The following is a 21,421-nucleotide window of genomic DNA, read 5'->3' as shown; positions in this document are numbered from 1 at the left end:
TCAACTTCGATTTTCAACCTCGCTGACGCGCTCGGCCGCGCGGGCGCTTGCGCACTATAAGGAGACGCCACTTGCCTTGGTATAATGCGGGGACGGTTGCCGTCACCAACAACAGCACCGCCGTGACCGGCAGCGGCACCGCCTGGGTCGGCAATGTCGATGCGGGGCAGTCCCTTATCGGTCCCGATGGGCTGCCGTATGAGATTGCATCGGTCAATTCGGCAACGTCGATCACGCTGGCGACCGGCTATCGCGGGGCGACGGCTTCGGGGCAGGCTTACCGGATTATGCCGGTGCAGGGTTATCTTCGCGATCTTGCATTACAGGCGGCGGATCTGGTGCTGTCCTTCGCCACTGTCCGCGATGGGGTGGGGCAAGGTAAGTTCGCTGATGGCACCGTTGGGACGCCCGGCGTGCGCTTCGCCAATGATGAGGACACAGGACTGTACAGGCCCGGCGCTAACTCTCTCGCCTTTGTTGTCGGCGGCTCCGAAGCTATTCGCATCGACGGCAATGGCAATGTTGGCTTCGGGACAAATTCGCCAATCAATGCGGCCGGTTACAAATTCTTGACCATCAAGTCAGGTGCAACGGGCAGCGGCATTCACATCCAACATAATAACGGGGCCGATGTAGCGCGACTTGGGTATGATGCCACTCAGGTGGGAATTTGGAATTATCTCAACATCCCGATGACCTTCAGCGTCAACGGGTCCGAGCGGATGAGGATCGATGGCAGCGGACGGGTAGGGATCGGGGCAAATAATCCAGATCGGAACCTTGTTGTTTATAGTTCCGATACGTGGGTCAAGATCGCCAACGCCTCGCGGAGCTATATGATCGGCCCGAGCAATGGCTCTAATCTCAACATTTATGACGAGACAGCAGGCCTCAACCGCCTCGTCCTAGACACCGCAGGAAACTTCTTTCCCGGCTCCGACAATAACCGGACGCTGGGGATAGCGGCCGCCCGTTGGTCCGTTCTCTATGCTGGAACGGGATCCATTAACACTTCCGACCAGCGAGCGAAGCAGGATATCACGCAAATACCGAACGAATGGTTGGATGCGTGGGGCGCTCTTGAGTGGGTCCGCTACAAGTTCAAGGATTCCGTTGTAGAAAAAGGCGGTGATGCCCGTTGGCACGTCGGTTTGGTAGCTCAGTATGTTCGCGAAGCCTTCGCTGATCGCGGATTGGATGCGCAGGCGATCGGCCTGCTCTGCTATGATCAATGGGAAGAGCAGCGCGAGCCGATCATGGAGGAGAGGCAGATCGACGTTGAGACGGTGATCGTCGGTCGCGTCGATACGGGGTTGTTCGATGCAACTGGCGCGCCGGTATTCCGGGATGTGACGGAAGAGCGCCCGGTCATGGGTATCGTCGATACCGGAGAGACCCGGGTAACGCTCGAAGCACGCGACCGCTGGGGCCTCCGCTACGACGAATGTCAGGCGATGGAAGCGGCGTGGCAGCGGCGCGAGCTCGATCGCAAGGATGCGCTCATCGCAGACCTGACCGCCCGCCTCGATGCGTTGGAGGCCGCATGATCTACCTTCAGCACATTGTCATGGCGCTCATCGCTCAAAGCATCATCGGCGTGCTCACCGGCAACTGGTGGGCGGGCGCGGCGCTGGGTTCCGCCTATTTCATCGGCCGGGAAGTCGCCCAGGCTGAGTATCGCTGGATCGAGCGGTTCGGGGCGGGGCTTCGCGCCAACATGCCCTGGTGGGGCCGGCTCGATCCTCGCGTCTGGCCGAAGCTGGACCAGTGGCTCGACTGGATCGGGCCGGTTGTCGCGACCGTCATCGTGGCGCTCATAGCAGCGGGGTAATCCAGGAACATGGCAGTTGAAACGGGGGCGTCGGCCGGTGAGGTTGGCGGTATGGTGGCTGGTGCAATCGCCGTCCTGGCGGCGCTGGGCAAGGGGGCTGCCTGGGCGCTGAATTGGAGGGACGCTCGGGCAAGAACTCGGGCGGCCAAGTTGCAGGCATGGCATGAAGAGCTACAGGCCCGGGAAGAGCAGCAGGACAAGCGCGATCGCGATTATCAGCAGCGGATTGAGACGCAGCTGCGCCGGTTGACGGTGGAAAATCGTGTCCTTCGCCGTGCCTTCGAATTGGTGGCGGAGCCGCTGCGGCGGCTGGAGCCGGACAATCCGAACCTCGCCCGGGCCCAGATGATGCTCGATCGCGCATTCCCGCTCGATCCGGCCATGCCCGAGGATCTCGCCTCGCTCACCGCGATGATCGACCGCCCGGCACCGGAGCCCGAGCGGGTCTGAGGCCGCCACAAAATTCGATCTTTCACGGGCGCTTCGGGCGCCCTTTTTCATGGGGGAATGAGATGAATTCGACCGACCCCGCGTGGCTGCTCGCCGCGCGGCAACTGCTCGGCACGCGTGAAGCTGCTGGCGCTGCCAACAATGGCACCATCCTCGGCTGGGCCAAGCTGCTCGGCATCAAGGTGCTGGGCATCCTCTATAATGCCGACAGCACGCCCTGGTGCGGGCTGTTCGTCGCGCACTGCCTACGCGTCGCCGGCGTCAACCTGACGGCCATGAAGGTGGGCGTGCGGGCGAAGGCATGGGCGACTTGGGGCAGCGCGATCGCGGCCGATCGGCTCGCGCCTGGGGCGATCCTCGTCTTCGATCGGGCGGGCGGCGGGCATGTCGCTTTCTACGTCGGCGAGGATCCAACGCACTATCATGTGCTGGGCGGCAACCAGGGCGACCGCGTGAGCGTCATGCGGCTGGAGAAGAGCCGCTGCGTCGCGCGGCGTTGGCCGACGCTGGTGCCGGTCATCGGCGGCCCCGTGAAGCTGACGGCTGCCGGCGTGCCCGTTTCAAGGAATGAGGCGTGAGCGCGCTGCGCTGGCTGCGATCGCGCCTGCAGGAGCGATCGACCTTCGTCGGCATCGGGACCGCGATCGGCGCGGCTTCGGTGCTCCCGGCCCCTTGGAGTTGGCTCAGTCTCGCCGTCGGCACGCTCGCCGCGCTGATTCCCGACAAGAATTATGGGGGTGAATGATGGGGGCGATCTTCTCGCGGATATGGCCGCATCTGCTCGCTGTCGCGGCGATCGCGGGCATCATCTGGTATCTCGACCATCGCGGCTATGAGCGGGCGCAGGCGGATGAGCGCCTCGCCCGTGCCGAGGCGGCCGCGACGTTCAACATCCTGCTGCGCCGGAGCGAGGGCCGCCTGGCGGCCGTCGTCACCTCAAATGACCGAACCTTGGCCGACAAGATCTCGGCCGTGCGGACCTATCACCGCATCATCATCCAGCCTGCCCTTGAAAAGGAGATCGCGCATGATCCGCTTCTCGCCCGTCCTGATGCTCGCCTGTCTGACGGCGTGCTCCGCGAGCTCAATGCCGCCCGCGCCGGCAGCGCCTGTTCCCGCCGAACTGACGGCGGAATTGAGTGCGCCTTGCCCGCCGCTGTCACAGATCTGGGATCCGCTCGTGGCGACGCTGGTGCGGGTGAGTCAGGTGGACGCCCGCCTCTATGAAGAGTGCCGCCTGCATCATGCGGGCGTGGTCAATGCCTATGTGGAGAGTCGGGCCGAAATCCTGCGGCATAATGACGGGCACGCTCCTCCATCGCCCGCGCGTGCCGACATCATCGACCCTCCCTGACGCAGGCGGCTGATCGATGCCGGTCAGCCTCGAAACCGATTGACGATCCGCTTCCATTCCCGCTCGTCGGGGAGCGTTAGCGTGATTTTCGGGGGCGCATCGACCAGGTCGATCGCCTTCGGCCGAATGCGCTTGCCAAGTCGGCGGGCGCATTCCCGGCACCAGAACTTTTGGCGCGCGGCTCCGAAATTATCGTCCCAGCCATGGCGGTGGAAATGCCACCAGATGCCATGCGGGTGGAACAGGCCGAAGTGACCGCACCGGCAGAGAACCTTCACCGTGCGGTGCCAGGCTGCCGCCTCGAACAGACAGGTGGCGACCTTCAATCCGTCTCGATACCGCGCCACGTCATTTCGTCATGGCGGCCAGTTCATCAAGGCTGGCGTAGCGGATCGCCACGAGCCTCTCCAACCGGGCCGCGATGACCTTCAGGTCGCGGCCGGTGAGGCCGCCATCGTCCACCGTTTCATCGTCCCGCCAGCGTTCGGCAAACTGCCGAAAGCGGGCCTTCAGTTCATCGTCCATTTGGTTCTCCTGTCGGTGAGCCAGTGAGTTCCCCGCCTCGGCGGGGGTTGAGGCGCGCCAACGCCTCAAGCCGGCGGAAACGACCCGCCATGTCACCGGCTGGCCTGCCGGATTCATCCCGCCTCCCGGCGCTCGGGAGGGGTGAACAGATATGGAACAAACGAAATGGAGTCGAGTCCGCTTTTTGACGATTTTGTCGCGCCTGTATCGCCTGTGGCGGCCTACATCGGGGGCAAGCGACGGCTATGGAAACGCGTCACGCGCGCGATCGACCTGGTGCCGCACCAGTCCTATGGCGAGGTGTTCATGGGCATGGGCGGTGTCTTCCTGCGGCGGGGTCGTCGCCCGCGCGCCGAGTTCATCAATGACTGGTCGGAAGATGTGGCGACCTTCTTCCGGATCCTGCAGCGCCACTATGTCGCGTTCCTGGACATGCTCCGGTACCAGCTGACGACCAGGAGCAATTTCGAGCGGCTGATGCGGGTCGATCCTTCGACCCAAACCGATCTGGAACGCGCCGCGCGGTTCCTTTACCTCCAGCGCCTGGCGTTCGGCGGCAAGGTGGCGGGCCGAAACTTCGGCGTTGATTCGGGAAGCTCCGGCGGGTTCGACGTGACAAAGCTGCAGCCCATGCTGGAGCAGCTGCACGAGCGGCTTGCCGGCGTGACGATCGAGCGGCTGCCCTGGTCAGATTTCGTGCGCCGCTATGACCGGCCCGACATGCTCTTCTACCTCGACCCGCCTTACTATGGCAGCGAGGGCGACTACGGAGCGGGAATGTTCGATCGGGGCCAGTTCGCTGAGATGGCGGAGCAGTTGCGCGCGATCGACGGGCAGTTCCTGATGAGCATCAATGACGTGCCCGAGATCCGCGAGGCGTTTGCTGGCTTCGCCATGGCGACCGTCGATCTGCAATATACCGTCGGCAATGGGTCGCCGGTGGCAGCGAGGGAACTCATCATCACGAACTGCCGAGATATTCCAGTCGATCGGCTGGTGCCATAACTCCCTGAAAAAGCCGCCTCTCTCGCGCGCAATGGAGCAGCCTGTTACTCTGGCGAAACAGTGGGAGAACGACTCGTGACGCCAGTGAACATCTTTCGGCCTGTTCGACTTCAAAACATTGTGGCTCCGGCAGTCGTGCTGCCGGTCGATCGGTACGACCAGCCATTCCTTATCCTGGGGGAAGGTGAGGGGGCAATCGCCTGCTTCATCGGTAATGAGCATCGCTTTGAAACCATGCCCGCGTTCAACAATGAGAATTGGAAGGGGCTGGCTTTTGAAGATCTGGAGGTCGAGGTCGATCTGCAAAGCTTGATCGGCGTCGAGGGGCATGCTGCTCCGACAGGCAGCTTGGTAAGGAAAGACAAACGGCTCGAACTGATCGCGATTGCAAGGGAGCGCGTGTTTGCTGATCGGCGGCGATTTGTAATCTGCGATGATCTGCCGGCTGGTGACGGGGGCATCGAAGTCGCTTTCACCCGCTGGTACTTAGTGAAGAGGGAGGGGGAGCGGGTGATTTTCAAGCATGAGATTGTCGCTGGCGACCCGCCTGAATAGGCATTCCTAAGTCTCGCGAAGAATTACGCTAACACCCTGCGAGCTTCCGCGAACTCGTCACAATAATGATTAGCGATGGCGCGTGCCCACCAGCCACCATGGCCGGGCAGTGGCAGCACCGGCAGTTGCACCAACTGAAACCGATCGATCATCAGGTCGTACAGCCGGATTTCGTCTGGATGCACGACGTCTTCTGCGTCGTGTAAGGCGACTGCCTTGAAGGGCTCGCCGGACCGTTCTTCCTCGCACAGCATGGCCCGCCACAGGACATTCAGGCAATCCGCCTTGGTCGTAGGGCCCGGACGCTCGTTGATGCAGAGAACTACATGGTCTTCGTTCGCCGCTAAGGAGGTGACCGCGTCAAGCGTCTCCGGGTCATTTGGATAGACGCCGACAAAGATCAGATATCTATCTCGTCCCCAACTTGCGAGCGCGTGACGGAGCATGGGAGCGATTACCTCTGCTTCTCGCCAGGCAGGAATGAACACCGCAATGCGGCCAGAACGCGGAGAGTTGGGTAGAGTGGCCGTCGTCATCCGCTCGTACCGCGAATAAACCGCGATTTGACGCCAAGCCTGGCGAAATAGGAAAAGAACGTCGACGAGAAAGTCGTCGATCCCTCCGATGGCCAAGCCAACCACGGCGAAGAGCAAGATTTCATGATGAATGCTCGCCAAAATGGCGATGATCGCTTCCCCCACTCTGACCCCCTCAAAGTTTCAACTGGAATGACACGATTACTTTGAAATTCAAGCCTGTTCTGCAATCCTGTTGTGCACAGAACCGCCATCAAGTGCATCGTTCTGAAAGATCGGCAAAGTGGCGGACGGTATGATGTAGCCATTAAGCTCCTAGCGTTGTCTTAATCAGCGATGGATCGTGCGGCCGGCCGATGGACTGCACCGTAGGCGCGTCGGATCGAATCGCGGCACTGTTAGTCCGGTGATATTGTGCAACGACTAAAAAGAGCGACTCGCGGGCAAAAGCGAGAGTCCACCACATCTCTTGAAGCGATTGGTAGGAGGGCCGACATGAACTGGGAGATGGACGTTAATTATCTGCTGCACCGGCAGCAGGTGTCCCTAATTCGAGCTCAACACAGCCGCTCGCTAAAAGGGCGCGAAGCCTATGAGGGTTTGGCCCGGGGCTATTCCGATCAAATCGACGCATATAGGCGCGAAAATGAGAGACTGGTCAACCTCGCTCACTGACCAACTGGTCAGCGCTTCGCTATCAGACGCTCGATCGACCGCCGATGGCCTTCGTTATTCCGTAAGCGCCGACGGGAGGTGGCGTTGACGCGGCCTGTCAGGCTTTCCGGCGTGTCCGCGGCGCCCATTTTTCGCGAGCGCTTCCAGCCTTGCCTCGATCAGGGGGATATCGGGCTGGGCGTTGGGATCATGGTCGTCGCCGAGGGTATCGAGCGCCTCTTCATGATATTCATGCTGGGGGTCGCCGAGCGCTTCGAGCTTTTCGGCGTAGCCCCATGGCCCGCCACTGTCCTCCGGCGGCCGCATGCCTACTGCATCGAGGATGAGCGGATATGTCAGGTGCGGGCTGGCCGCGCTGACGCGCTCGATCTTGACGCTATGCTCCCAGGCGTCGCCAAAGTCGTAGAGATATCGGAAGGTCTTGCGCCTCGTATCCGTTAGGACCTGGGCGAGAGTGGCCTTACGGGCGTCGAGCGGCCCGTCGAAGCCATATTCAGGATCAGGGATGCCGAAGCCGGTCTGCCCGAAGCTCATTTCCCACAGATGAGAGTCCGTCCACGAGAAGGCGGTCTGGATGACGGTATGCAGACGGTCGAGGCGGATATTGAGCGGCACCTCCAGCGTTCGGCTCACGGCCGGTGTGACATCGTCCAGCGTAATCTTCATCCGCACCACGGTGCCGTTGCTCACGCAGCCTTCTCCAGATCGTTGCTCAGCTTTGATGCCTGCCATCTCCAGGGTAAAAAGTCATCGATCCGATTGATCAGGTAGTTGCCGATGCGCTCGATGACGTCGGTGAACCACGCTTCAGGCTCGACGCCGTTGAGGCGGCATGTACCGGCCAGGGAGTAAAAGAGCGCGGCCGCCTCTCCCCCCTTCATGGAGCCGACGAACATCCAGTTCCGACGCCCGAGCGCTACACCGCGCAGGGCGTTTTCCACAAGATTGTTGCTGATCTCGAGCCGACCGTCGTCGCAGTAGCGGATCATGGCCTGCCAGCGGTTGAGCGGATAGCGACACGCACGCGCCAGATTGCTGTCGGAAGACAGGCCACGGTTCTGTGTTTCGAGCCAGACGCGCAAAGCCTCCAGCTTCGGCACCGCCTTGCTCTGGCGGATGCGTCTCCGCTCATCGGGTGGCGCACCCTTGATGTCGCGCTCAATGGCGAAGAGTTCGGCGATCCGCACGACCGCCTCCGCCGCGATCGGCGACGGGCTCTTTTCCAGTATGTCGGTAAATTTCCTGCGACTGTGACTCCAGCATCCTACTTTGACGATGTCCCTGGGCGCTTTGGTCTTGGGGTTACGGTAAAGCGCATTGTATCCGGCAAAGCCGTCTGCCTGTAGATAGCCCTGATAATCAGCCAGATGTTCCGCCGGATGCGCCCCACCACGATCGGCGCTGAAGCGGAAGGCCACGGCGGGCGGGCTCATGTCGCCGCTTGAGCGATCATCACGCAGATACACCCAGAAGTGTCCGATCCGGCTGCCCTCGCCATTGCCCAGCAAGGTGACCGGCGTGTCGTCACCATGGATCTTGGCGGCTTCCCGGATATAGGCGAACAGCCGCTCGCCCAGTGGCGCCAGCAGCCATGCCAGTTTCCGGGCCCACCGGCTCATCACATCCCGATCGATATGCAGCCCCACCCGGCGGAAGATCACCGACTGCCGATGCCAGGGCTGATGATCGACAAAGCGGCTGACGACGAGATTGGCCAGGCGCTGCTCGCCATGACCTTGGGAAGCGGCAGATCGACGGCGGGCGCCTGGCGGATCTGCTCGCAGGACCGGCACACCAGCCTGGGCCGGACATGGCGGATGACGCGGAAGCGCGCCGGGACATAGTCGAGGACCTCAGTGACGGCCTCGTCGATCTGCACTGACTGTCCATTACAACCGGCACTGCACGGGCTGGGCTGATGATCGACTGTCTGACGCGGGAAGTGCGCGGGAAGCGGAACGCGGCTGCCGGGTTTGCGAGCCGATTTTGTCACGGGGGCTGCCGGTGCCTCATCGTTGGCTGGTTCCGGCGCCTCCACTTCCTCGAACATCAGCCGCAGCTGGGCGATATCCATTTTCTCGGAACTGCGGCCGAACTGGACGCGCAGCAGCCGCGCGACACGATGCTCGAGCTTTTCGATCTGCAAGGTCTGGGCTTTGACCGTGGCTTCCGCGGCCCTCCGTTCAGCCCGTTCCTGTTCCATGGCATCGGCCATCTCCAGCAGCATTTTCTGCAGGAGAACCGGGTCTGTGGGAAGGCGATCAAGGGCGAACCGCATGCCGCCGATAATAGCCGAAGCCCACGGTAAAACCACCATGAAATGGCGGTTTTCCTGATCTTTTTGGCTATGCGAGCCTCGGCGTGACCACCTCGTCATGGACTATCGCCGGCTTCCAGTTCAGCCCTTCGACGAGCATCGCAAGCTGGGCCGCCGACAGGCGAAGCGCGCCCTCATGAGCACGGGGCCACACGAACTTTCCACGCTCGAGACGCTTTGCATACATACATAGCCCGGACCCGTCCCAGACCAAGGCTTTCAACCTGTCGCCCCTCTTTCCGCGGAACAGGAAGACCGCCCCCGAGAATGGATCAAGCTGAAGAATATTGCGCACTTGCGCCGACAGCCCGTCAAACCCCTTGCGCATGTCGCACGGCGCCAACGACAGGTATATCTTCGTCGAAGGCGGGAACGCCAGGCTCAATGATCCAACTCCCGCAGGACATCGAGCACCTGTTTCAGGGCGGCCCGATCAACCTCGCCATCCACCGACACCGTCAGGCCGCACCGCCCGCGAACCTCGATCCGCCCAGCTTCCCGGGCCTTGGCCGACGGCGAAGACGAGGCAAGTTCAACAGGCACGAAGCCCGCTATCGCTCCGCGGAGCAGTTGCTTGCGCCAGGTATAAAGCTGGCCTGTTCCAATGTTGTGTCGCCGAGCCACGGCCGAGACGATAGCGCCGGGCGCCGTCGTCTCCTTCAGGATCGCCAGTTTCTCCTCGTCGCTCCAGTTCCGACGCCGCCCCACCCGTACAAGCGCTCCGCCATCACCGCGACCGCTCATACGAGGCTCGTTTGACTGCTCGATGTCCATGCTCACGCCTCCTCAAAGGCCGCGAGCTTTCCTATTCCGGTGCCGGCAACAAGGCCGCCTTCCGTCGGCGCTTACGGACGTTTCAGAGGCTCGGCGGCTTCGGGCGCCCGAGGACGAGAACGCCAAGCTGAAGAAGCTTCTGGCCGAGGCGATTCGTAAGCGGGGTCTGACGGCCGCCTTGCGCCGCGCCCGTTCGCCGGGATGATTGCCGCTCTTTGAGCGGGGTGGCCGGTGTCGGACGAGATTGAGGATTCAGGGAGCAGCGCAGCGACTACTCATACGAGCGGTCATATGAGTAGTCGGATAGAGATCGTTAGCCGGGTGTCAGGCCGGCGGCGGTGGACGGTAGAGCAGAAGCTGGCCGTGCTACGGGATGCATTCGGCCCGGAGGGCTGCGTGCGCGCGGCCTGTGAACGCCATGATGTCGGCAGCGGCTCGATCTACACCTGGCGGCGACAGGCGATGTCCGGTGAACTGGCCGGGGTGCGCAAGCCGATCGAGCCCGTTTTTGCGGAGGTGCAGATCAGCGAGCAGCCAGCCTTACCCGCCCCAACGGTCGCAGCGCGCAGCGGGGGCGTGATCGGCATCGAGCTGCCATCGGGCATCAGGGTAAGCGTGGACGCCACGGTCGATGCCGCTGCCCTGTCGCGGGTGATCGGCATCCTGACGCGATGATCCCGCTGCCACCATTGACGCGGATATTCCTGGCCTGCGGCGCGACAGACATGCGCAAGGGTTTTGACGGGCTTGCCGTGATGACCCAGCAGGTGCTGGAGCAAAGCCCGCATTCCGGTGCGCTGTTCGCCTTTCGCGGCAAGCGCGGCGATCTGGTGAAGCTGCTCTGGTATGACGGTCAGGGCATGTGCCTGTTTTCCAAGCGGATGGACCGGGGCCGGTTTGTGTGGCCATTGACCAAGACCGGGTCGGTGGTGATGACGGCGGCCCAGCTTTCCATGCTGCTGGAAGGCATCGACTGGCGACGGCCGGAGCGTACTTTTACCCCGTCACTCGCGGGATAAACGCCCATTTTCTGGCGCTTTTTCTGGCATTGTGGCGGCTGTTTCGCTATAGGATCGCGGTGTCGGACGCAGGCCTTTCCACCACTGATAAAGACGCTCGGATCGCCGAGCTCGAAGCGGCGTTGGCGACCGCCCACGCCGATATTTCTGCCCGCGACATCCTGATCGACACGCTGCGCGTGCAGATCGCGCGCCTCAAGCGGATGCAGTTCGGCAAGTCGTCCGAGAAGCTCGATACCCAGATCGCGCAGCTTGAACTGGCGCTCGAGGAACTCGAAGGCGAGGCCATCGTCGTTGCCGCCCGTCGGGCCGGTCCGGCAGATGACGCTCGGTTAGCGCCTGTTCGTGCTCTGCCCGCCCATCTGCCGCGGGAGGAACAGCGGATCGAGCCTGGGCAAGGCACCTGCACCTGTCCCGACTGCGGCGGGATACTGCGGCCGCTGGGACAGGATAGCGACGAGATGTTCGATGCCCTGCCGGCGCAGTGGCGTGTCGTGCGGACCATACGGCCCAAGTATAGCTGCCGGTCCTGCGAGAAGATCGTGCAGGCGCCCGCGCCGGCAAAAGCCATTGCCCGGGGCAAGGCGACCTTCGGCACGCTGGCCCCCGTTGTCGTCTCCTAGTTCGACCATCATCTGCCGCTTTACCGCCACGCCGAGATCATGGCGGCTCAGGGCATCGAGATCGACCGCTCAACCCTCGCAGGCTGGGCCGGGCAAGCATCCGTGCTGCTCGACCCGATCGTCAGTCGCATCCGCGAGGTCGGCCTGACCGCCTCGAAGATCCATACCGACGATACGCCGGTTCCCATGCTTAATCCGGGACGCAGCAAGACGGCGACCGGCAGGCTCTGGGCTTACGCCGTCGATGATCGCGGCTCCGGCGCCACAACCCCGTCGCTCGTCTGGATGAGTTCACCACCGATCGCACGGGCGCGCATCCCCAGCGGCAGCTGGCCAACTTCACCGGCTATCTCCAGGCAGATGGCTATGCCGGTTATGACAAGCTCTACGTCACGAACCGCGTCATTGAGGTTGCTTGCTGGGCCCATTTCCGGCGCAAGATATTCGACATCCACGCCACCAAGCCGACGCCGCTCACCACCGACCTGCTGGAACGCATCGGCCAGCTCTACGAGATCGAGGCAGAGGTTCGAGGCCAGCAACCCGAGATCCGACGACGAAGCCGGCAGGACCGCACCCAGCCATTGATCGACGAGTTGCGCCAGGCCCTCGACGATGCCCTGCGCCGTCTCTCGCCCAAGTCCGAGATGGCGAAGGCGATCGCCTATGGGCGCAAACGCTGGGTCGCGCTGACACGTTTCCTCGACGATGGGCACCTGGAGATCGACAACAACATTGCAGAGCGCGCCATGCGCTGCGTGGCCCTGGGCCGTAAAAACTGGCTGTTCGCTGGCTCCAAGGCGGGCGGCGATCGCGCCGCTGCCGTCTACTCCGTCATCGAGACCGCTAAGCTCAACGGCCTCGAACCGCAGGCCTATATCGCCGACGTTATCGCCAAGATCGCCGCCAACTGGCCTGCCGCCCGCTGGGATGAACTCATGCCGTGGAACTGGCGACCCGATCAGCAACCGATCGCCGAAGCCGCCTGATCTGCGGCCTTCAGCCCACGCTTACGTTCCAATACCGTCTTCACCTGTTCCAGTTGAGCTTCGGTTAGGTGCTCAATACCGATGAAGTCGTCGCGGGTTCCAGGGCGCGGATCAGCTCATCCAGCTTGGCCTGAATTGCGGAACCGTCGCGGTTCTGGGCGTTCTGGATCAGGAACACCATAAGGAACGTAACGATGGTGGTTCCGGTGTTGATGATGAGCTGCCATGTGTCCGAAAAGTGGAACAGAGGGCCTGTGACGACCCATCCTAGAATCACAAGGGCTGCAAGCGTGAAGGCGGCGGGCTGGTCGGCCCAGTCCGCCACCCGATGAGAAACGGCGCCGAAAACCCAGTCGATGCAAACCTCCGTACGACCGCTGTTTGGCGGGCCCATTTACCTTGCGTTCAGCCGATGCTTGCCATGACGCTGGCATGACGACCATCTCTTTCAACAAACTGATCCTTGGGCTCGGCACGTCCCTGCTGCTTTCATCCTGCGCTACCGTGTCACCCGAATCGCGCTTGCGTGTCGGGTTGATGGATGCGGGACTTTCCCCTCGAATGGCCGGCTGCATGGCCGAGCGGATGGTCGATCGGCTCAGCATAGTCCAACTGCGGCGGCTACAATCGCTTGCGTGGCTCCGCAATTCTGACATCGGCGACATGACCATCGATCGCTTCCTGTTCAAGGTCCGCGCACTTGAGGATCCGGAGATATTCATGGTGAGCAGCAAGGCCGCGCTTGCCTGTACACTGGACCTTTAACGGCAAGATGACCGATGGGCGGATGAACGCTGTTTGCAATTTTGCAAAGTGATTTTGCGAAATTAACTGGCTTCATGGCCGAGCCTGTGCTTAGCCGCTGGACATCGAGTTTCAGTGCAAAGGACGGGCCGAGCCCATGAACATTCACGAATATCAAGCCAAGGAACTGCTGGCGAAATATGGCGCGCCGATCGCCGCAGGTTACGCTGCCTTCACTGTTGAGGAAGCGGTAGAGGCCGCAAAGAAGCTGCCTGGGCCGCTTTATGTCGTAAAGTCGCAGATTCACGCTGGTGGCCGCGGCAAGGGCAAGTTCAAGGAACTCGGCCCCGACGCGAAGGGCGGGGTTCGCCTGGCCTTCAACCTGGATGAGGTGAAGGCGCACGCCAGTGACATGCTCGGCAACACGCTCGTCACCATCCAGACCGGCGAAGCGGGCAAGCAGGTCAACCGTCTCTACGTCACCGACGGCGCCGACATTGCGAAGGAGTTCTACCTCGCACTTCTGGTCGACCGCGCCAGCAGCCGCATCGCTTTCGTTGTGTCGACCGAAGGCGGCATGGACATTGAAGAAGTCGCTCATTCGACCCCTGAAAAGATCCACAGCTTCTCGGTTGATCCTGCTGCTGGCTTCCAGCCGCACCACGGCCGTTCGGTCGCCGCGGCGCTGGGCCTGACCGGTGATCAGGCGAAGCAGGCCGCGAAGGTCGCTGCCTCGCTCTACGCCGCCTTCCTCGACACCGACGCCGAGCAGATCGAAGTCAACCCGCTGGCGCTGACCGAGCAGGGCAACCTGCTGGTGCTGGACGCCAAGGTCGGTTTCGACGGCAACGCCATGTTCCGTCACAAGGACATCGCCGAGCTGCGCGACCTGACCGAAGAAGATCCGGCGGAAGTCGAAGCGAGCGAATATGACCTCGCCTACATCAAGCTGGACGGCAACATCGGCTGCATGGTGAACGGTGCGGGCCTGGCCATGGCGACCATGGACATCATCAAGCTGAACGGCGAATTCCCCGCCAACTTCCTGGACGTCGGTGGCGGCGCTTCCAAGGAGAAGGTGACCGCGGCCTTCAAGATCATCCTGAAGGACCCGGCGGTGAAGGGCATTCTGGTCAACATCTTCGGCGGCATCATGAAGTGCGACATCATTGCCGATGGCATCGTCGCTGCCGCCAAGGAAGTGAACCTGTCGGTTCCGCTGGTCGTGCGCCTGGAAGGCACGAACGTCCAGCAGGGTAAGGACATTCTGGCCCAGTCCGGCCTTGCGATCGTCCCGGCGGACGATCTGGGCGACGCGGCCAAGAAGATCGTGGCGGAAGTGAGAAAAGTCGCCTGACGCGAACTTTCGCCTGAACGAGACACCAAAGGGTGCGGGTGGTCCGGAAACGGACTGCCCGCGCCCGCGTTCGCATTGGCGAACTTGGAGTGATTAACGGAGGATGTGCAGATGAAGATCCTTGTGCCCGTCAAGCGGGTTATTGACTATAATGTGAAGCCGCGTGTGAAGGCGGATGGGACGGGCGTGGACCTCGCGAACGTCAAGATGAGCATGAACCCCTTCGACGAGATCGCCGTCGAGGAAGCCATTCGCTTGAAGGAGAAGGGCGTGGCAACTGAGGTGATTGCCGTGTCGATCGGCGTGGCGAAGGCGCAGGAAACGCTGCGCACGGCGCTGGCGATGGGCGCGGACCGCGCGGTCCTGATCCAGACCGATGATGAGGTCGAACCGCTGGGCGTCGCCAAGCTCCTCTCTAAGGTGCAGGAAGAGGAAGGCGCTGGCCTGATCATCCTCGGCAAGCAGGCGATTGACGATGACAGCAACCAAACTGGCCAGATGCTCGCCGCTCTCCTGAACCTGCCGCAAGGCACCTTCGCCAGCAAGATTGAGGTCGAAGGCGACAAGGTCAACGTGACCCGCGAGGTCGATGGCGGTCTGGAGACGGTGAAGCTCAACATTCCGGCGATCATCACCACCGACCTTCGGCTCAATGAGCCGCGCTATGCGTCGCTGCCGAACATCATGAAGGCCAAGGCCAAGCCGCTCGCGACCAAGGCGCCGGCAGATTATGGCGTGGACATCTCGGCTCGCCTCGAAACGCTGAAGGTCACGGAACCCGCCAAGCGTTCGGCCGGTGTCAAGGTCGCCGATGTCGATGAACTAGTCGCGAAGCTCAAGGCTCTGGGAGTTGCAGCATGACGAAGTCGCTTGTCTGGGTTGAACATGAGGGCGGCGCCGTCAAGGACGCAACTCTTGCCGCCGTCACCGCAGCTGCGAAGCTGGGTGAGGTCCATCTGCTGGTCGCCGGCCAAGGCGTCGGCGGCGTAGCCGAGGAAGCTGCGAAGATCGCCGGCGTGGGCAAGGTCCATGTCGCTGATGACGCCGCCTTCGGCCACGCGCTGCCGGAAAATGTGGCGCCACTGATCGTCGAGCTGATGGCCAGCCATGACGCTTTCGTCGTGCCGGCCACCAGCAACGGCAAGAATATCGCGCCGCGCGTGGCTGCTCTGCTGGACGTCATGCAGATCAGCGACATCCTGTCGGTTGAGAGCGAGGGCACGTTCACGCGCCCGATCTACGCTGGCAACGCGATTGCGACGGTCAAGTCGAAGGACGCCAAGAAGGTCATCACCGTTCGTGGCACCGCTTTCGAGAAGGCGGCGCGTGAGGGCGGTTCGGGCACGGTGGAGGCCGTTGGCTCGACCGGGGACAAGGGCATTTCCTCCTTCGTGGGCGCCGAGATCGCCAAGCTGGAGCGCCCGGAACTGACCTCGGCCAAGGTGATCGTGTCGGGAGGCCGTGCCCTCAAGGACGGCGAGACGTTCGAGGCGACCATCTTCCCGCTGGCCGACAAGCTGGGCGCGGCGGTTGGTGCGAGCCGTGCGGCTGTCGATGCGGGCTATGTCCCGAACGACTATCAGGTCGGCCAGACCGGCAAGATCGTCGCGCCGGAAGTCTATATCGCCATCGGTATCTCCGGTGCGATCCAGCATCTGGCGGGCATGAAGGACAGCAAGACCATCATCGCCATCAACAAGGACGAGGATGCGCCAATCTTCCAGGTCGCGGATATCGGCCTGGTGGGCGACCTGTTCAAGGTGGTGCCGGAGCTGGTCGAAAAGCTCTGATCGGTCCGATCGGTCGAAAAAGAGGGCGCGGCCGGGAGGCGGCGCCCTTTTTTTTGAGCCGCTCCGTTCAGATGGGCGAGAGGATAAACTAGTCCGCCCGCCAACAGCGCCGCGAAGGGGTCGCGGGCCGGGCGGGCGGTAAACCGGCGGCGAGAGGGAGCCAACCGCCGGGAAATTGTCAGCCGATCAGGTCAGGACAGGTGCGACGATGCCGAAGCGCCGCTGGTGGTGCTGCTATGCGCGGGGGTCACCATGGCGGGCTGGCTGGAACTGGCGGCGCGCTTGTCGGAAAGGTCGTTCTTCGCTTGGTTATAGCGGCCGACCAGATCGTCCTTGAACTCAGTCAGCTTGCCTTCGTCGTACAGCTTCTTGCCGACATAGCCGGCAATGGCACCGAAAATAAGGGTGCGGATCATGGTGGGGGCTCCTCGTTCCGTTTCCGTTGGGTTTGACGAGATAACCGGCGGGCAGGCGTTGGGTTCCGGACAAAATGGGCGGTATGGGTCACGCGGGAGCGAGCATGTCGCGGAACATGGCGACGAGGCGTTCGATGCGCGGAGCGGTGGCGGCGTTGAGGCTGACGAGCATCTGGCGCTTGTCGCTGGGGTGAGGGCGGCGGGTAATGAGGCTGAGCTGCTCCAGCCGGTCGATCTGGCGGAGGGCTGTGGTCATGGGAACGGCGCTGCCCTGACAGAGGGTGGTGATGCTGAGTTCCTGGCCTTCTTCACGTGCCGACACGAGGTCGAGCAGCATGTCCCAGGCGGGGTCGCGCATCAGGTCCGCGCCCAGCATCTGATTGCGGCGGGCGCGCAGACGACGCCAGCGGGCGGCAAAACAGCCGAGCGAGAGCGGACGGACCGGCGGCCTGTCCTCCATCACCGCCTTTTCCAGCAGCATGATGGCCTCTTCGGTCGAGCAGCGATGCTTGTCGGCAATGCTGGAAGCAAGGCCGAGAAGCCGCGCCAGTTCGCCGGAAGAAAAACGATGGTGCAAGGTCGAAAGCCCCGGCTCATCCGGGCGGCTGTTTAACGGATGGGAGGCAGATAGGGGCGTGAGGATGAGCCCGCAACCTGCCTGTTCTTAATTCAGGTTGCAAAAATTGCCTACCCGATTGCAGTTTTCTGTGCGAGGGCGGCGCCCGAATTCAGGCTGCGTTCGCGGCTGCCTCTGCCTCTGCCTCTGCCTCTGCCTCTGCGTCTGCCTCTGCTGCGGCTTCGCGGCGCGCGCGGTTGCGGTCGGCGAGGTCCTGCCGCTCCGCCATGACGATGAAGGCCGCTTCGGACCGGAGGCAGCGGTCGCGGACATTGGCGAGCGTGGCGTCCTCCGCTTCGTTCCGGGCCTTGGCGGCGAGGGCGCGATAGTCGGGATGGTTCATGGGACGCTCCTTGGGTCGAGAGGGTGGCCGGGCGACATGGGAGCGGCGCCCGGCCGGGGCGGCCAAGGCCGCCTTATTCGGCGTGGGCGATGTTCACGGCCGCCATCTTGCCGCGGCGGTCCTGCTCCAGATCGTAGGAGACGCGGTCCTTCTCGCGCAGCGTGGCGATGCCCGCGCGCTCGACGGCGGTGATGTGGACGAACGCGTCCGGGCTGCCATCATCGGGAGCGATGAAGCCATAGCCCTTATCGGCGTTGAAGAATTTGACGGTGCCGGTGATGGCCATTGGGTAGTTCCTTCTTTCGTGCGGCGCGTCCCGTGTGGACGGGCCTTGCGCTAGAGGGGCAGGGAAAGAGGGAGTTTTGGGGCCGCAAAGCGCCGAAAGACCGTCGATTTGCGTCTGTAGCAGGGGGGATGTGGGGTGCGGGGGTGGGGATTGCAAGGCTGGGGAGGCATCACCCCGCACTCTCCAGCGCCGCGAAGCCGAAAAAGGCGTCGCGGGCGCGGGCGGCGGCATCTTCATAGGGGCGTCGCTGGGCGGCATCGAGCGCGGCGAGCGCCTCCTGTTCCAGCGGGGTCAGGTCGCGCTCATAGAGGTCGATGTCGTACATGTCGTCGCTCGCCTCGCCGGTGAAGCCGGGCGGCGCGGGATAGTCGGTGCGCCAGGCTTCGCGGTCCTCGTCCCACCATGTGCCGCGAAGGCGGGCGGCGGCTTCGTCGGGCGGCAGGGTGGTGAGATCGACCGGCTCGGGGCGAAGTTCACACCGTTCCTGGAGGAGGTGGAGCTCGGGCTTTTTGGGCTGGTGGAGCGCCATGCGTGCGGCGATGAACAAGGCGGCGGATGCGCCCGGCGAGAGGGCGGCGGCGGTGGCTTCGAGTGCGGCCGGAGGGGTGGGGTCGACGGGGGCGGCTTCGTCGCTGGCGTCGTCCGTGGATGGGGCGAGGGCTTGGGCGGCGGGGCGGTCGGCCTCTGCTTCCTCCGGCGCTTTTTCTTCCGGGCAGATGAGGTCGAGATAGGCGGCGAAATCCTGCGCGACGACGCGGGCGAGGGCGGCATCACTGCCTTCGGGCGGGCTGTCGGCCATGCGGTCGAGGCGGGAGAGCATCGACATGGCGAGGCGGTTGTCGTGGCGGCGGCGGGTGATGGTGTCTTCGTCTTTGTGGATCACTTCCTCATGGCCGGTGAGGGCGCGGGCAAGCAGTTCGTCGGCGAGGCGCGCGCGGGCGATGAGGATGGCCGCGTCCCAGCCGAGGCGAAAGGCCGCGCCGTCGCGGCGGATGCGCAGGGCATAGGCGGCGCGGGGGGAGATGTGGACGGCGTCGCAGGCCGTGGTGATGACGCCGGTGGCGGCGAGGGTTTCCAGGAACTGCCGCTGCCGCGCGGGGCTCCAGCCGTCGGCGCGGATTTGCCCGGCGGGGGTGGGGAGCGAGGGGAAGTGGTAGGACATGGCAAAAGCTCCGCTTTAGGGGAGGGTTTGCCGGGACGGTATCAGGGGTGAGGGGGAGTAGGACAGAACAAAATGGGAACATCGGTGGCTACGGTGAAGCCCTTATCTGAGTGTCAGTTCATAAAGAAAAACCTGCGGTTTATGAGGGGTTACGGTCAAAATAGCTTGAGACTGCACCCAGAATCTGCATGACTCGACGACATTAGGGGGATCTTATGTCGGCGTTTGCTCGTCTCAAAATTTCACGTTGGCGGCAGTTTGAGGAGATAGACCTCGACCTAAGTAAGCGGATCACGGTATTAACCGGCGCTAACGGAGCAGGAAAAACGACGCTTCTCACGACGCTGACGCAACATTTTGGATGGAATTTGGCTTTCGTCTCTACCCCAAGAATTATGGGTAGGCGCACATCCAGTATATGGTCAGACATTTACGAGGATAAACTAATATCCGATGATGACATAAACCATAATGAGCAGGTGCAAGTCGGAGAAGTTCATTACGAATCTAGCAGAATTTGCAAATTGATCACGAGCCGTATCGTTTCTGCTAACTATTCACTTCAATATGCTGGGCTGGAGCCCGTTCGTGGGCTATTCGTACCTTCTCATCGCCCGCAAGCTGTGCACTCTCCGGTACAAAATATCCCAACCAATCCAATAACTACCCAACAACAGTACGAGCAGTATCAGTCTCTATTGATGCAAACCTTTGGATCTGGGAACATCCGCAACCCCGGTACAATCCAAAAGCAATCCATCATATCGCTGGCTGTCTTTGGTGAAGGTAATAATTCAGTAGCACCAAATATTGAATATCAGATGACATTTTCGCGTCTGGAAAATGCCCTGAGAATAATGCTGCCAAAAAATCTAAAATTTCAAAGAATAGAAATTCGGTCTGGTGATGTAGTTCTAGTTACCGGGACAGGTGACTTCAGCATAGATTCGATGTCCGGGGGCGTTAACTCTCTTTTTGGTCTGGCTTGGCAGTTAACGATGTTTGCTAGTTTGCCAGATCCCATGACGATAATCATAGACGAGCCAGAAAATCATCTTCATCCGAGTATGCAGAGAACCTTGTTGCCCAATTTATCGCAAGCTTTTCCGGACAGCAAAATCATCGTGGCAACTCATAGCCCATTTATCATAACAAGCTTTCCTGAAGCAGCGGTTTATGGCCTCGCCTATAACGACAGTGGGAAGGTTTTTTCTCAGTATTTAAGCGGTACCGAACTGGCCGGTACTCCCAACCAAGTTTTGCGAGACATATTAGAGGTCGATTCTAACGTCCCTGTTTGGGTAGAGGAAAAGATCAAAGCTATTTTTGACGATCCATCGCTAATCCACGACCAAGCCGAACGTGGTCGTCGGATTATGAGCGAACTATCTCGATTGGGATTGGCCGATGCACTAGGAGAGTATAACCCCTAATGCGCACTCTCACTAAACTCGCTTGCCCGCAGATACTTTCCGCCAGTAAGTTAACTTGGGATGCAGCCTACGCTGCTAACCCAAACAACGGAACAGCTAAATATCGCTATAGGCATTCTGACATCAAGGAAACACTGAAGAAGGAAACTTCTGGTAAGTGCATATACTGCGAGAGTAAAATCGGCCATAATACTCCAGGCGATGTTGAGCATAAATGGCCAAGTTCAGTGCATCAACATTTGCACTTTGAATGGACCAATCTGACGATCGCATGCACAGAATGTAATCGCCGTAAGCTCGCGCTAGATCCCTCAGTAGTTCCGTTTCTGGACCCTTACCAGCCGGGAGTTGAGCAACGAGTTAGGCATTACGGCCCAGTCGTCGGCTGGGTCGAAGGAGACCAAGCAGCCGAGACGACAGTTCGTAGACTGGAGTTAGATAGCAGCGAACGGTTAGAGTTAGTCCTCCGGAAAATAGAAAAAATAAGTGACATCAACAATCTTAAAGAACGAGTTGCGTCTGCTCCAAATCCAGTTCTGAAGGCCGCTCTACAGGCTGACCTTCAAAGAAGAGCTTCCGCAAGTGAAGAATTTTCTGGAATGGTAGCCAGTTTGATTTAGG

The 21,421-nt window shown here is 61.5% G+C and carries 32 protein-coding genes and 3 pseudogenes; 21 read left to right on the top strand and 14 right to left on the bottom strand.

Translation table 11 applies throughout. The features are described 5' to 3' along the window. Positions 1-71: 71 nt before the first annotated feature. From L858_RS20850 to L858_RS21850, 7 genes are all read left to right on the top strand, one after another. Positions 72-1,547, top strand: coding sequence for a tail fiber domain-containing protein (locus tag L858_RS20850; protein ID WP_022681147.1), 1,476 nt, complete (start codon positions 72-74; stop codon positions 1,545-1,547). After that, the gene (locus tag L858_RS0100320; protein WP_022681146.1) at positions 1,544-1,831 is read left to right on the top strand and encodes a hypothetical protein; all 288 of its coding nucleotides are present in this window, start codon (positions 1,544-1,546) and stop codon (positions 1,829-1,831) included. The genes L858_RS20850 and L858_RS0100320 overlap by 4 nt, the downstream gene beginning before the upstream one ends. Before the next feature lie 9 nt (positions 1,832-1,840). Then, positions 1,841-2,281, top strand: coding sequence for a hypothetical protein (locus tag L858_RS0100315; RefSeq protein ID WP_028055644.1), 441 nt, complete (start codon positions 1,841-1,843; stop codon positions 2,279-2,281). A gap of 62 nt (positions 2,282-2,343) precedes the next feature. Continuing rightward, positions 2,344-2,859: a TIGR02594 family protein gene (locus L858_RS0100310; RefSeq protein WP_022681144.1), complete on the top strand. Its 516-nt coding sequence runs from the start codon at positions 2,344-2,346 to the stop codon at positions 2,857-2,859. Next, positions 2,856-3,026 carry a hypothetical protein gene (locus L858_RS21855; protein ID WP_022681143.1) on the top strand — a complete coding sequence of 57 codons (171 nt, stop codon included), beginning with the start codon at positions 2,856-2,858 and terminating at the stop codon, positions 3,024-3,026. The genes L858_RS0100310 and L858_RS21855 overlap by 4 nt, the downstream gene beginning before the upstream one ends. Further along, positions 3,023-3,508, top strand: coding sequence for a hypothetical protein (locus tag L858_RS0100300; RefSeq protein ID WP_022681142.1), 486 nt, complete (start codon positions 3,023-3,025; stop codon positions 3,506-3,508). Before L858_RS21855 ends, L858_RS0100300 begins: the two co-directional genes overlap by 4 nt. Beyond that, on the top strand, positions 3,462-3,635 hold the full coding sequence (locus L858_RS21850; protein WP_193742828.1) for a hypothetical protein: 174 nt from the start codon (positions 3,462-3,464) through the stop codon (positions 3,633-3,635). The genes L858_RS0100300 and L858_RS21850 overlap by 47 nt, the downstream gene beginning before the upstream one ends. A 23-nt stretch (positions 3,636-3,658) precedes the next feature. On the opposite strand, the gene L858_RS0100295 is transcribed toward L858_RS21850, so the two are convergent. Continuing rightward, complete coding sequence (locus L858_RS0100295) at positions 3,659-3,982, bottom strand: hypothetical protein (RefSeq protein WP_028055643.1); 324 nt, start codon at positions 3,980-3,982, stop codon at positions 3,659-3,661. A 1-nt stretch (position 3,983) separates the two neighbouring features. After that, positions 3,984-4,160 carry a hypothetical protein gene (locus L858_RS21845; RefSeq protein ID WP_022681140.1) on the bottom strand — a complete coding sequence of 59 codons (177 nt, stop codon included), beginning with the start codon at positions 4,158-4,160 and terminating at the stop codon, positions 3,984-3,986. Between the two features lie 165 nt (positions 4,161-4,325). On the opposite strand from L858_RS21845, the gene L858_RS0100285 reads away from it, so the two are divergent. Beyond that, complete coding sequence (locus tag L858_RS0100285; RefSeq protein ID WP_022681139.1) at positions 4,326-5,165, top strand: DNA adenine methylase; 840 nt, start codon at positions 4,326-4,328, stop codon at positions 5,163-5,165. 75 nt (positions 5,166-5,240) lie between these two features. Further along, positions 5,241-5,720 (top strand): hypothetical protein, encoded by a 480-nt coding sequence (locus L858_RS0100280; RefSeq protein WP_152639743.1) that lies wholly within the window; start codon positions 5,241-5,243, stop codon positions 5,718-5,720. 41 nt (positions 5,721-5,761) lie between these two features. On the opposite strand, the pseudogene L858_RS19265 reads toward L858_RS0100280, so the two are convergent. Next, positions 5,762-6,421, bottom strand: a pseudogene (locus L858_RS19265) (glycosyltransferase); the annotation flags it as partial. 330 nt (positions 6,422-6,751) lie between these two features. Between L858_RS19265 and L858_RS21125 the strand changes: the two are divergent. Then, entirely contained in the window at positions 6,752-6,931 is a 180-nt protein-coding gene (locus L858_RS21125; protein WP_081643259.1) for a hypothetical protein, read from the top strand. A 54-nt stretch (positions 6,932-6,985) separates the two neighbouring features. Here L858_RS21125 and L858_RS0100270 read toward each other — a convergent pair whose 3' ends face one another. The 5 genes from L858_RS0100270 to tnpA (L858_RS0100250) are packed head-to-tail and all read right to left on the bottom strand — an operon-like array spanning position 6,986 to position 10,022. Continuing rightward, the gene (locus tag L858_RS0100270) at positions 6,986-7,621 is read right to left on the bottom strand and encodes a plasmid pRiA4b ORF-3 family protein (RefSeq protein ID WP_028055642.1); all 636 of its coding nucleotides are present in this window, start codon (positions 7,619-7,621) and stop codon (positions 6,986-6,988) included. Further along, entirely contained in the window at positions 7,618-8,649 is a 1,032-nt protein-coding gene (gene tnpC, locus L858_RS19260; protein WP_238564895.1) for an IS66 family transposase, read from the bottom strand. Before tnpC (L858_RS19260) ends, L858_RS0100270 begins: the two co-directional genes overlap by 4 nt. Then, positions 8,589-9,248 carry an IS66 family transposase gene (locus L858_RS0100260; protein WP_028055641.1) on the bottom strand — a complete coding sequence of 220 codons (660 nt, stop codon included), beginning with the start codon at positions 9,246-9,248 and terminating at the stop codon, positions 8,589-8,591. The genes tnpC (L858_RS19260) and L858_RS0100260 overlap by 61 nt, the downstream gene beginning before the upstream one ends. Before the next feature lie 28 nt (positions 9,249-9,276). After that, positions 9,277-9,633 carry an IS66 family insertion sequence element accessory protein TnpB gene (tnpB, locus tag L858_RS0100255; RefSeq protein ID WP_022681136.1) on the bottom strand — a complete coding sequence of 119 codons (357 nt, stop codon included), beginning with the start codon at positions 9,631-9,633 and terminating at the stop codon, positions 9,277-9,279. Continuing rightward, positions 9,630-10,022 carry an IS66-like element accessory protein TnpA gene (gene tnpA / locus L858_RS0100250; protein ID WP_022681135.1) on the bottom strand — a complete coding sequence of 131 codons (393 nt, stop codon included), beginning with the start codon at positions 10,020-10,022 and terminating at the stop codon, positions 9,630-9,632. The genes tnpB (L858_RS0100255) and tnpA (L858_RS0100250) overlap by 4 nt, the downstream gene beginning before the upstream one ends. Before the next feature lie 291 nt (positions 10,023-10,313). Between tnpA (L858_RS0100250) and tnpA (L858_RS0100245) the strand changes: the two genes are divergently transcribed. The 5 genes and pseudogenes from tnpA (L858_RS0100245) to tnpC (L858_RS22500) all read left to right on the top strand — a co-directional run bounded on the left by tnpA (L858_RS0100245) (position 10,314) and on the right by tnpC (L858_RS22500) (position 12,653). After that, positions 10,314-10,697 carry an IS66-like element accessory protein TnpA gene (gene tnpA / locus L858_RS0100245; RefSeq protein ID WP_022681134.1) on the top strand — a complete coding sequence of 128 codons (384 nt, stop codon included), beginning with the start codon at positions 10,314-10,316 and terminating at the stop codon, positions 10,695-10,697. Beyond that, complete coding sequence (gene tnpB, locus L858_RS0100240; protein ID WP_022681133.1) at positions 10,694-11,041, top strand: IS66 family insertion sequence element accessory protein TnpB; 348 nt, start codon at positions 10,694-10,696, stop codon at positions 11,039-11,041. Before tnpA (L858_RS0100245) ends, tnpB (L858_RS0100240) begins: the two co-directional genes overlap by 4 nt. Positions 11,042-11,100: 59 nt before the next feature. Continuing rightward, the gene (locus tag L858_RS22510; protein WP_420801819.1) at positions 11,101-11,664 is read left to right on the top strand and encodes an IS66 family transposase zinc-finger binding domain-containing protein; all 564 of its coding nucleotides are present in this window, start codon (positions 11,101-11,103) and stop codon (positions 11,662-11,664) included. 39 nt (positions 11,665-11,703) lie between these two features. Beyond that, positions 11,704-11,874 (top strand): annotated as a pseudogene (locus L858_RS22505) (IS66 family transposase); the annotation flags it as partial. 71 nt (positions 11,875-11,945) lie between these two features. Then, entirely contained in the window at positions 11,946-12,653 is a 708-nt protein-coding gene (gene tnpC / locus L858_RS22500) for an IS66 family transposase (protein ID WP_420801820.1), read from the top strand. Here tnpC (L858_RS22500) and L858_RS19250 read toward each other — a convergent pair. Further along, a pseudogene (locus tag L858_RS19250) lies at positions 12,626-13,011 on the bottom strand (low affinity iron permease family protein). The gene tnpC (L858_RS22500) and the pseudogene L858_RS19250 sit on opposite strands and share 28 nt — an antisense overlap. Positions 13,012-13,085: 74 nt before the next feature. Here L858_RS19250 and L858_RS0100225 point away from each other — a divergent pair. The 4 genes from L858_RS0100225 (at position 13,086) to L858_RS0100210 (ending at position 16,544) form a co-directional block, all read left to right on the top strand. Beyond that, positions 13,086-13,418, top strand: a complete 333-nt coding sequence (locus tag L858_RS0100225; protein ID WP_022681132.1) for a hypothetical protein — start codon at positions 13,086-13,088, stop codon at positions 13,416-13,418. A gap of 136 nt (positions 13,419-13,554) precedes the next feature. After that, positions 13,555-14,754 (top strand): ADP-forming succinate--CoA ligase subunit beta, encoded by a 1,200-nt coding sequence (gene sucC, locus L858_RS0100220; protein ID WP_022681131.1) that lies wholly within the window; start codon positions 13,555-13,557, stop codon positions 14,752-14,754. Positions 14,755-14,865: 111 nt separating this feature from the next. Beyond that, positions 14,866-15,615: an electron transfer flavoprotein subunit beta/FixA family protein gene (locus L858_RS0100215; RefSeq protein ID WP_022681130.1), complete on the top strand. Its 750-nt coding sequence runs from the start codon at positions 14,866-14,868 to the stop codon at positions 15,613-15,615. After that, the gene (locus L858_RS0100210) at positions 15,612-16,544 is read left to right on the top strand and encodes an electron transfer flavoprotein subunit alpha/FixB family protein (RefSeq protein ID WP_022681129.1); all 933 of its coding nucleotides are present in this window, start codon (positions 15,612-15,614) and stop codon (positions 16,542-16,544) included. Before L858_RS0100215 ends, L858_RS0100210 begins: the two co-directional genes overlap by 4 nt. A 191-nt stretch (positions 16,545-16,735) precedes the next feature. Here L858_RS0100210 and L858_RS0100205 read toward each other — a convergent pair whose 3' ends face one another. The 5 genes from L858_RS0100205 to L858_RS0100185 form a co-directional block, all read right to left on the bottom strand. Further along, complete coding sequence (locus L858_RS0100205) at positions 16,736-16,960, bottom strand: hypothetical protein (RefSeq protein WP_022681128.1); 225 nt, start codon at positions 16,958-16,960, stop codon at positions 16,736-16,738. Between the two features lie 88 nt (positions 16,961-17,048). Then, the gene (locus L858_RS19245) at positions 17,049-17,537 is read right to left on the bottom strand and encodes a MarR family transcriptional regulator (protein ID WP_022681127.1); all 489 of its coding nucleotides are present in this window, start codon (positions 17,535-17,537) and stop codon (positions 17,049-17,051) included. 151 nt (positions 17,538-17,688) lie between these two features. Then, positions 17,689-17,919 (bottom strand): hypothetical protein, encoded by a 231-nt coding sequence (locus tag L858_RS0100195; protein WP_022681126.1) that lies wholly within the window; start codon positions 17,917-17,919, stop codon positions 17,689-17,691. Positions 17,920-17,992: 73 nt separating this feature from the next. Then, positions 17,993-18,205, bottom strand: a complete 213-nt coding sequence (locus tag L858_RS0100190; protein WP_022681125.1) for a cold-shock protein — start codon at positions 18,203-18,205, stop codon at positions 17,993-17,995. 169 nt (positions 18,206-18,374) lie between these two features. Continuing rightward, entirely contained in the window at positions 18,375-19,367 is a 993-nt protein-coding gene (locus tag L858_RS0100185) for a hypothetical protein (protein ID WP_022681124.1), read from the bottom strand. A 215-nt stretch (positions 19,368-19,582) separates the two neighbouring features. On the opposite strand from L858_RS0100185, the gene L858_RS21120 reads away from it, so the two are divergent. Continuing rightward, positions 19,583-20,800, top strand: coding sequence for an AAA family ATPase (locus L858_RS21120; RefSeq protein ID WP_081643257.1), 1,218 nt, complete (start codon positions 19,583-19,585; stop codon positions 20,798-20,800). After that, complete coding sequence (locus L858_RS21540) at positions 20,800-21,420, top strand: HNH endonuclease (RefSeq protein ID WP_152639740.1); 621 nt, start codon at positions 20,800-20,802, stop codon at positions 21,418-21,420. Before L858_RS21120 ends, L858_RS21540 begins: the two co-directional genes overlap by 1 nt. The last annotated feature ends 1 nt before the right edge of the window (position 21,421 follow it).

Source organism: Sphingobium bisphenolivorans (assembly GCF_000412635.1).
GTDB classification, from domain to species: domain Bacteria; phylum Pseudomonadota; class Alphaproteobacteria; order Sphingomonadales; family Sphingomonadaceae; genus Sphingobium; species Sphingobium bisphenolivorans.
This window is presented reverse-complemented; position numbering and strand designations above follow the sequence as displayed.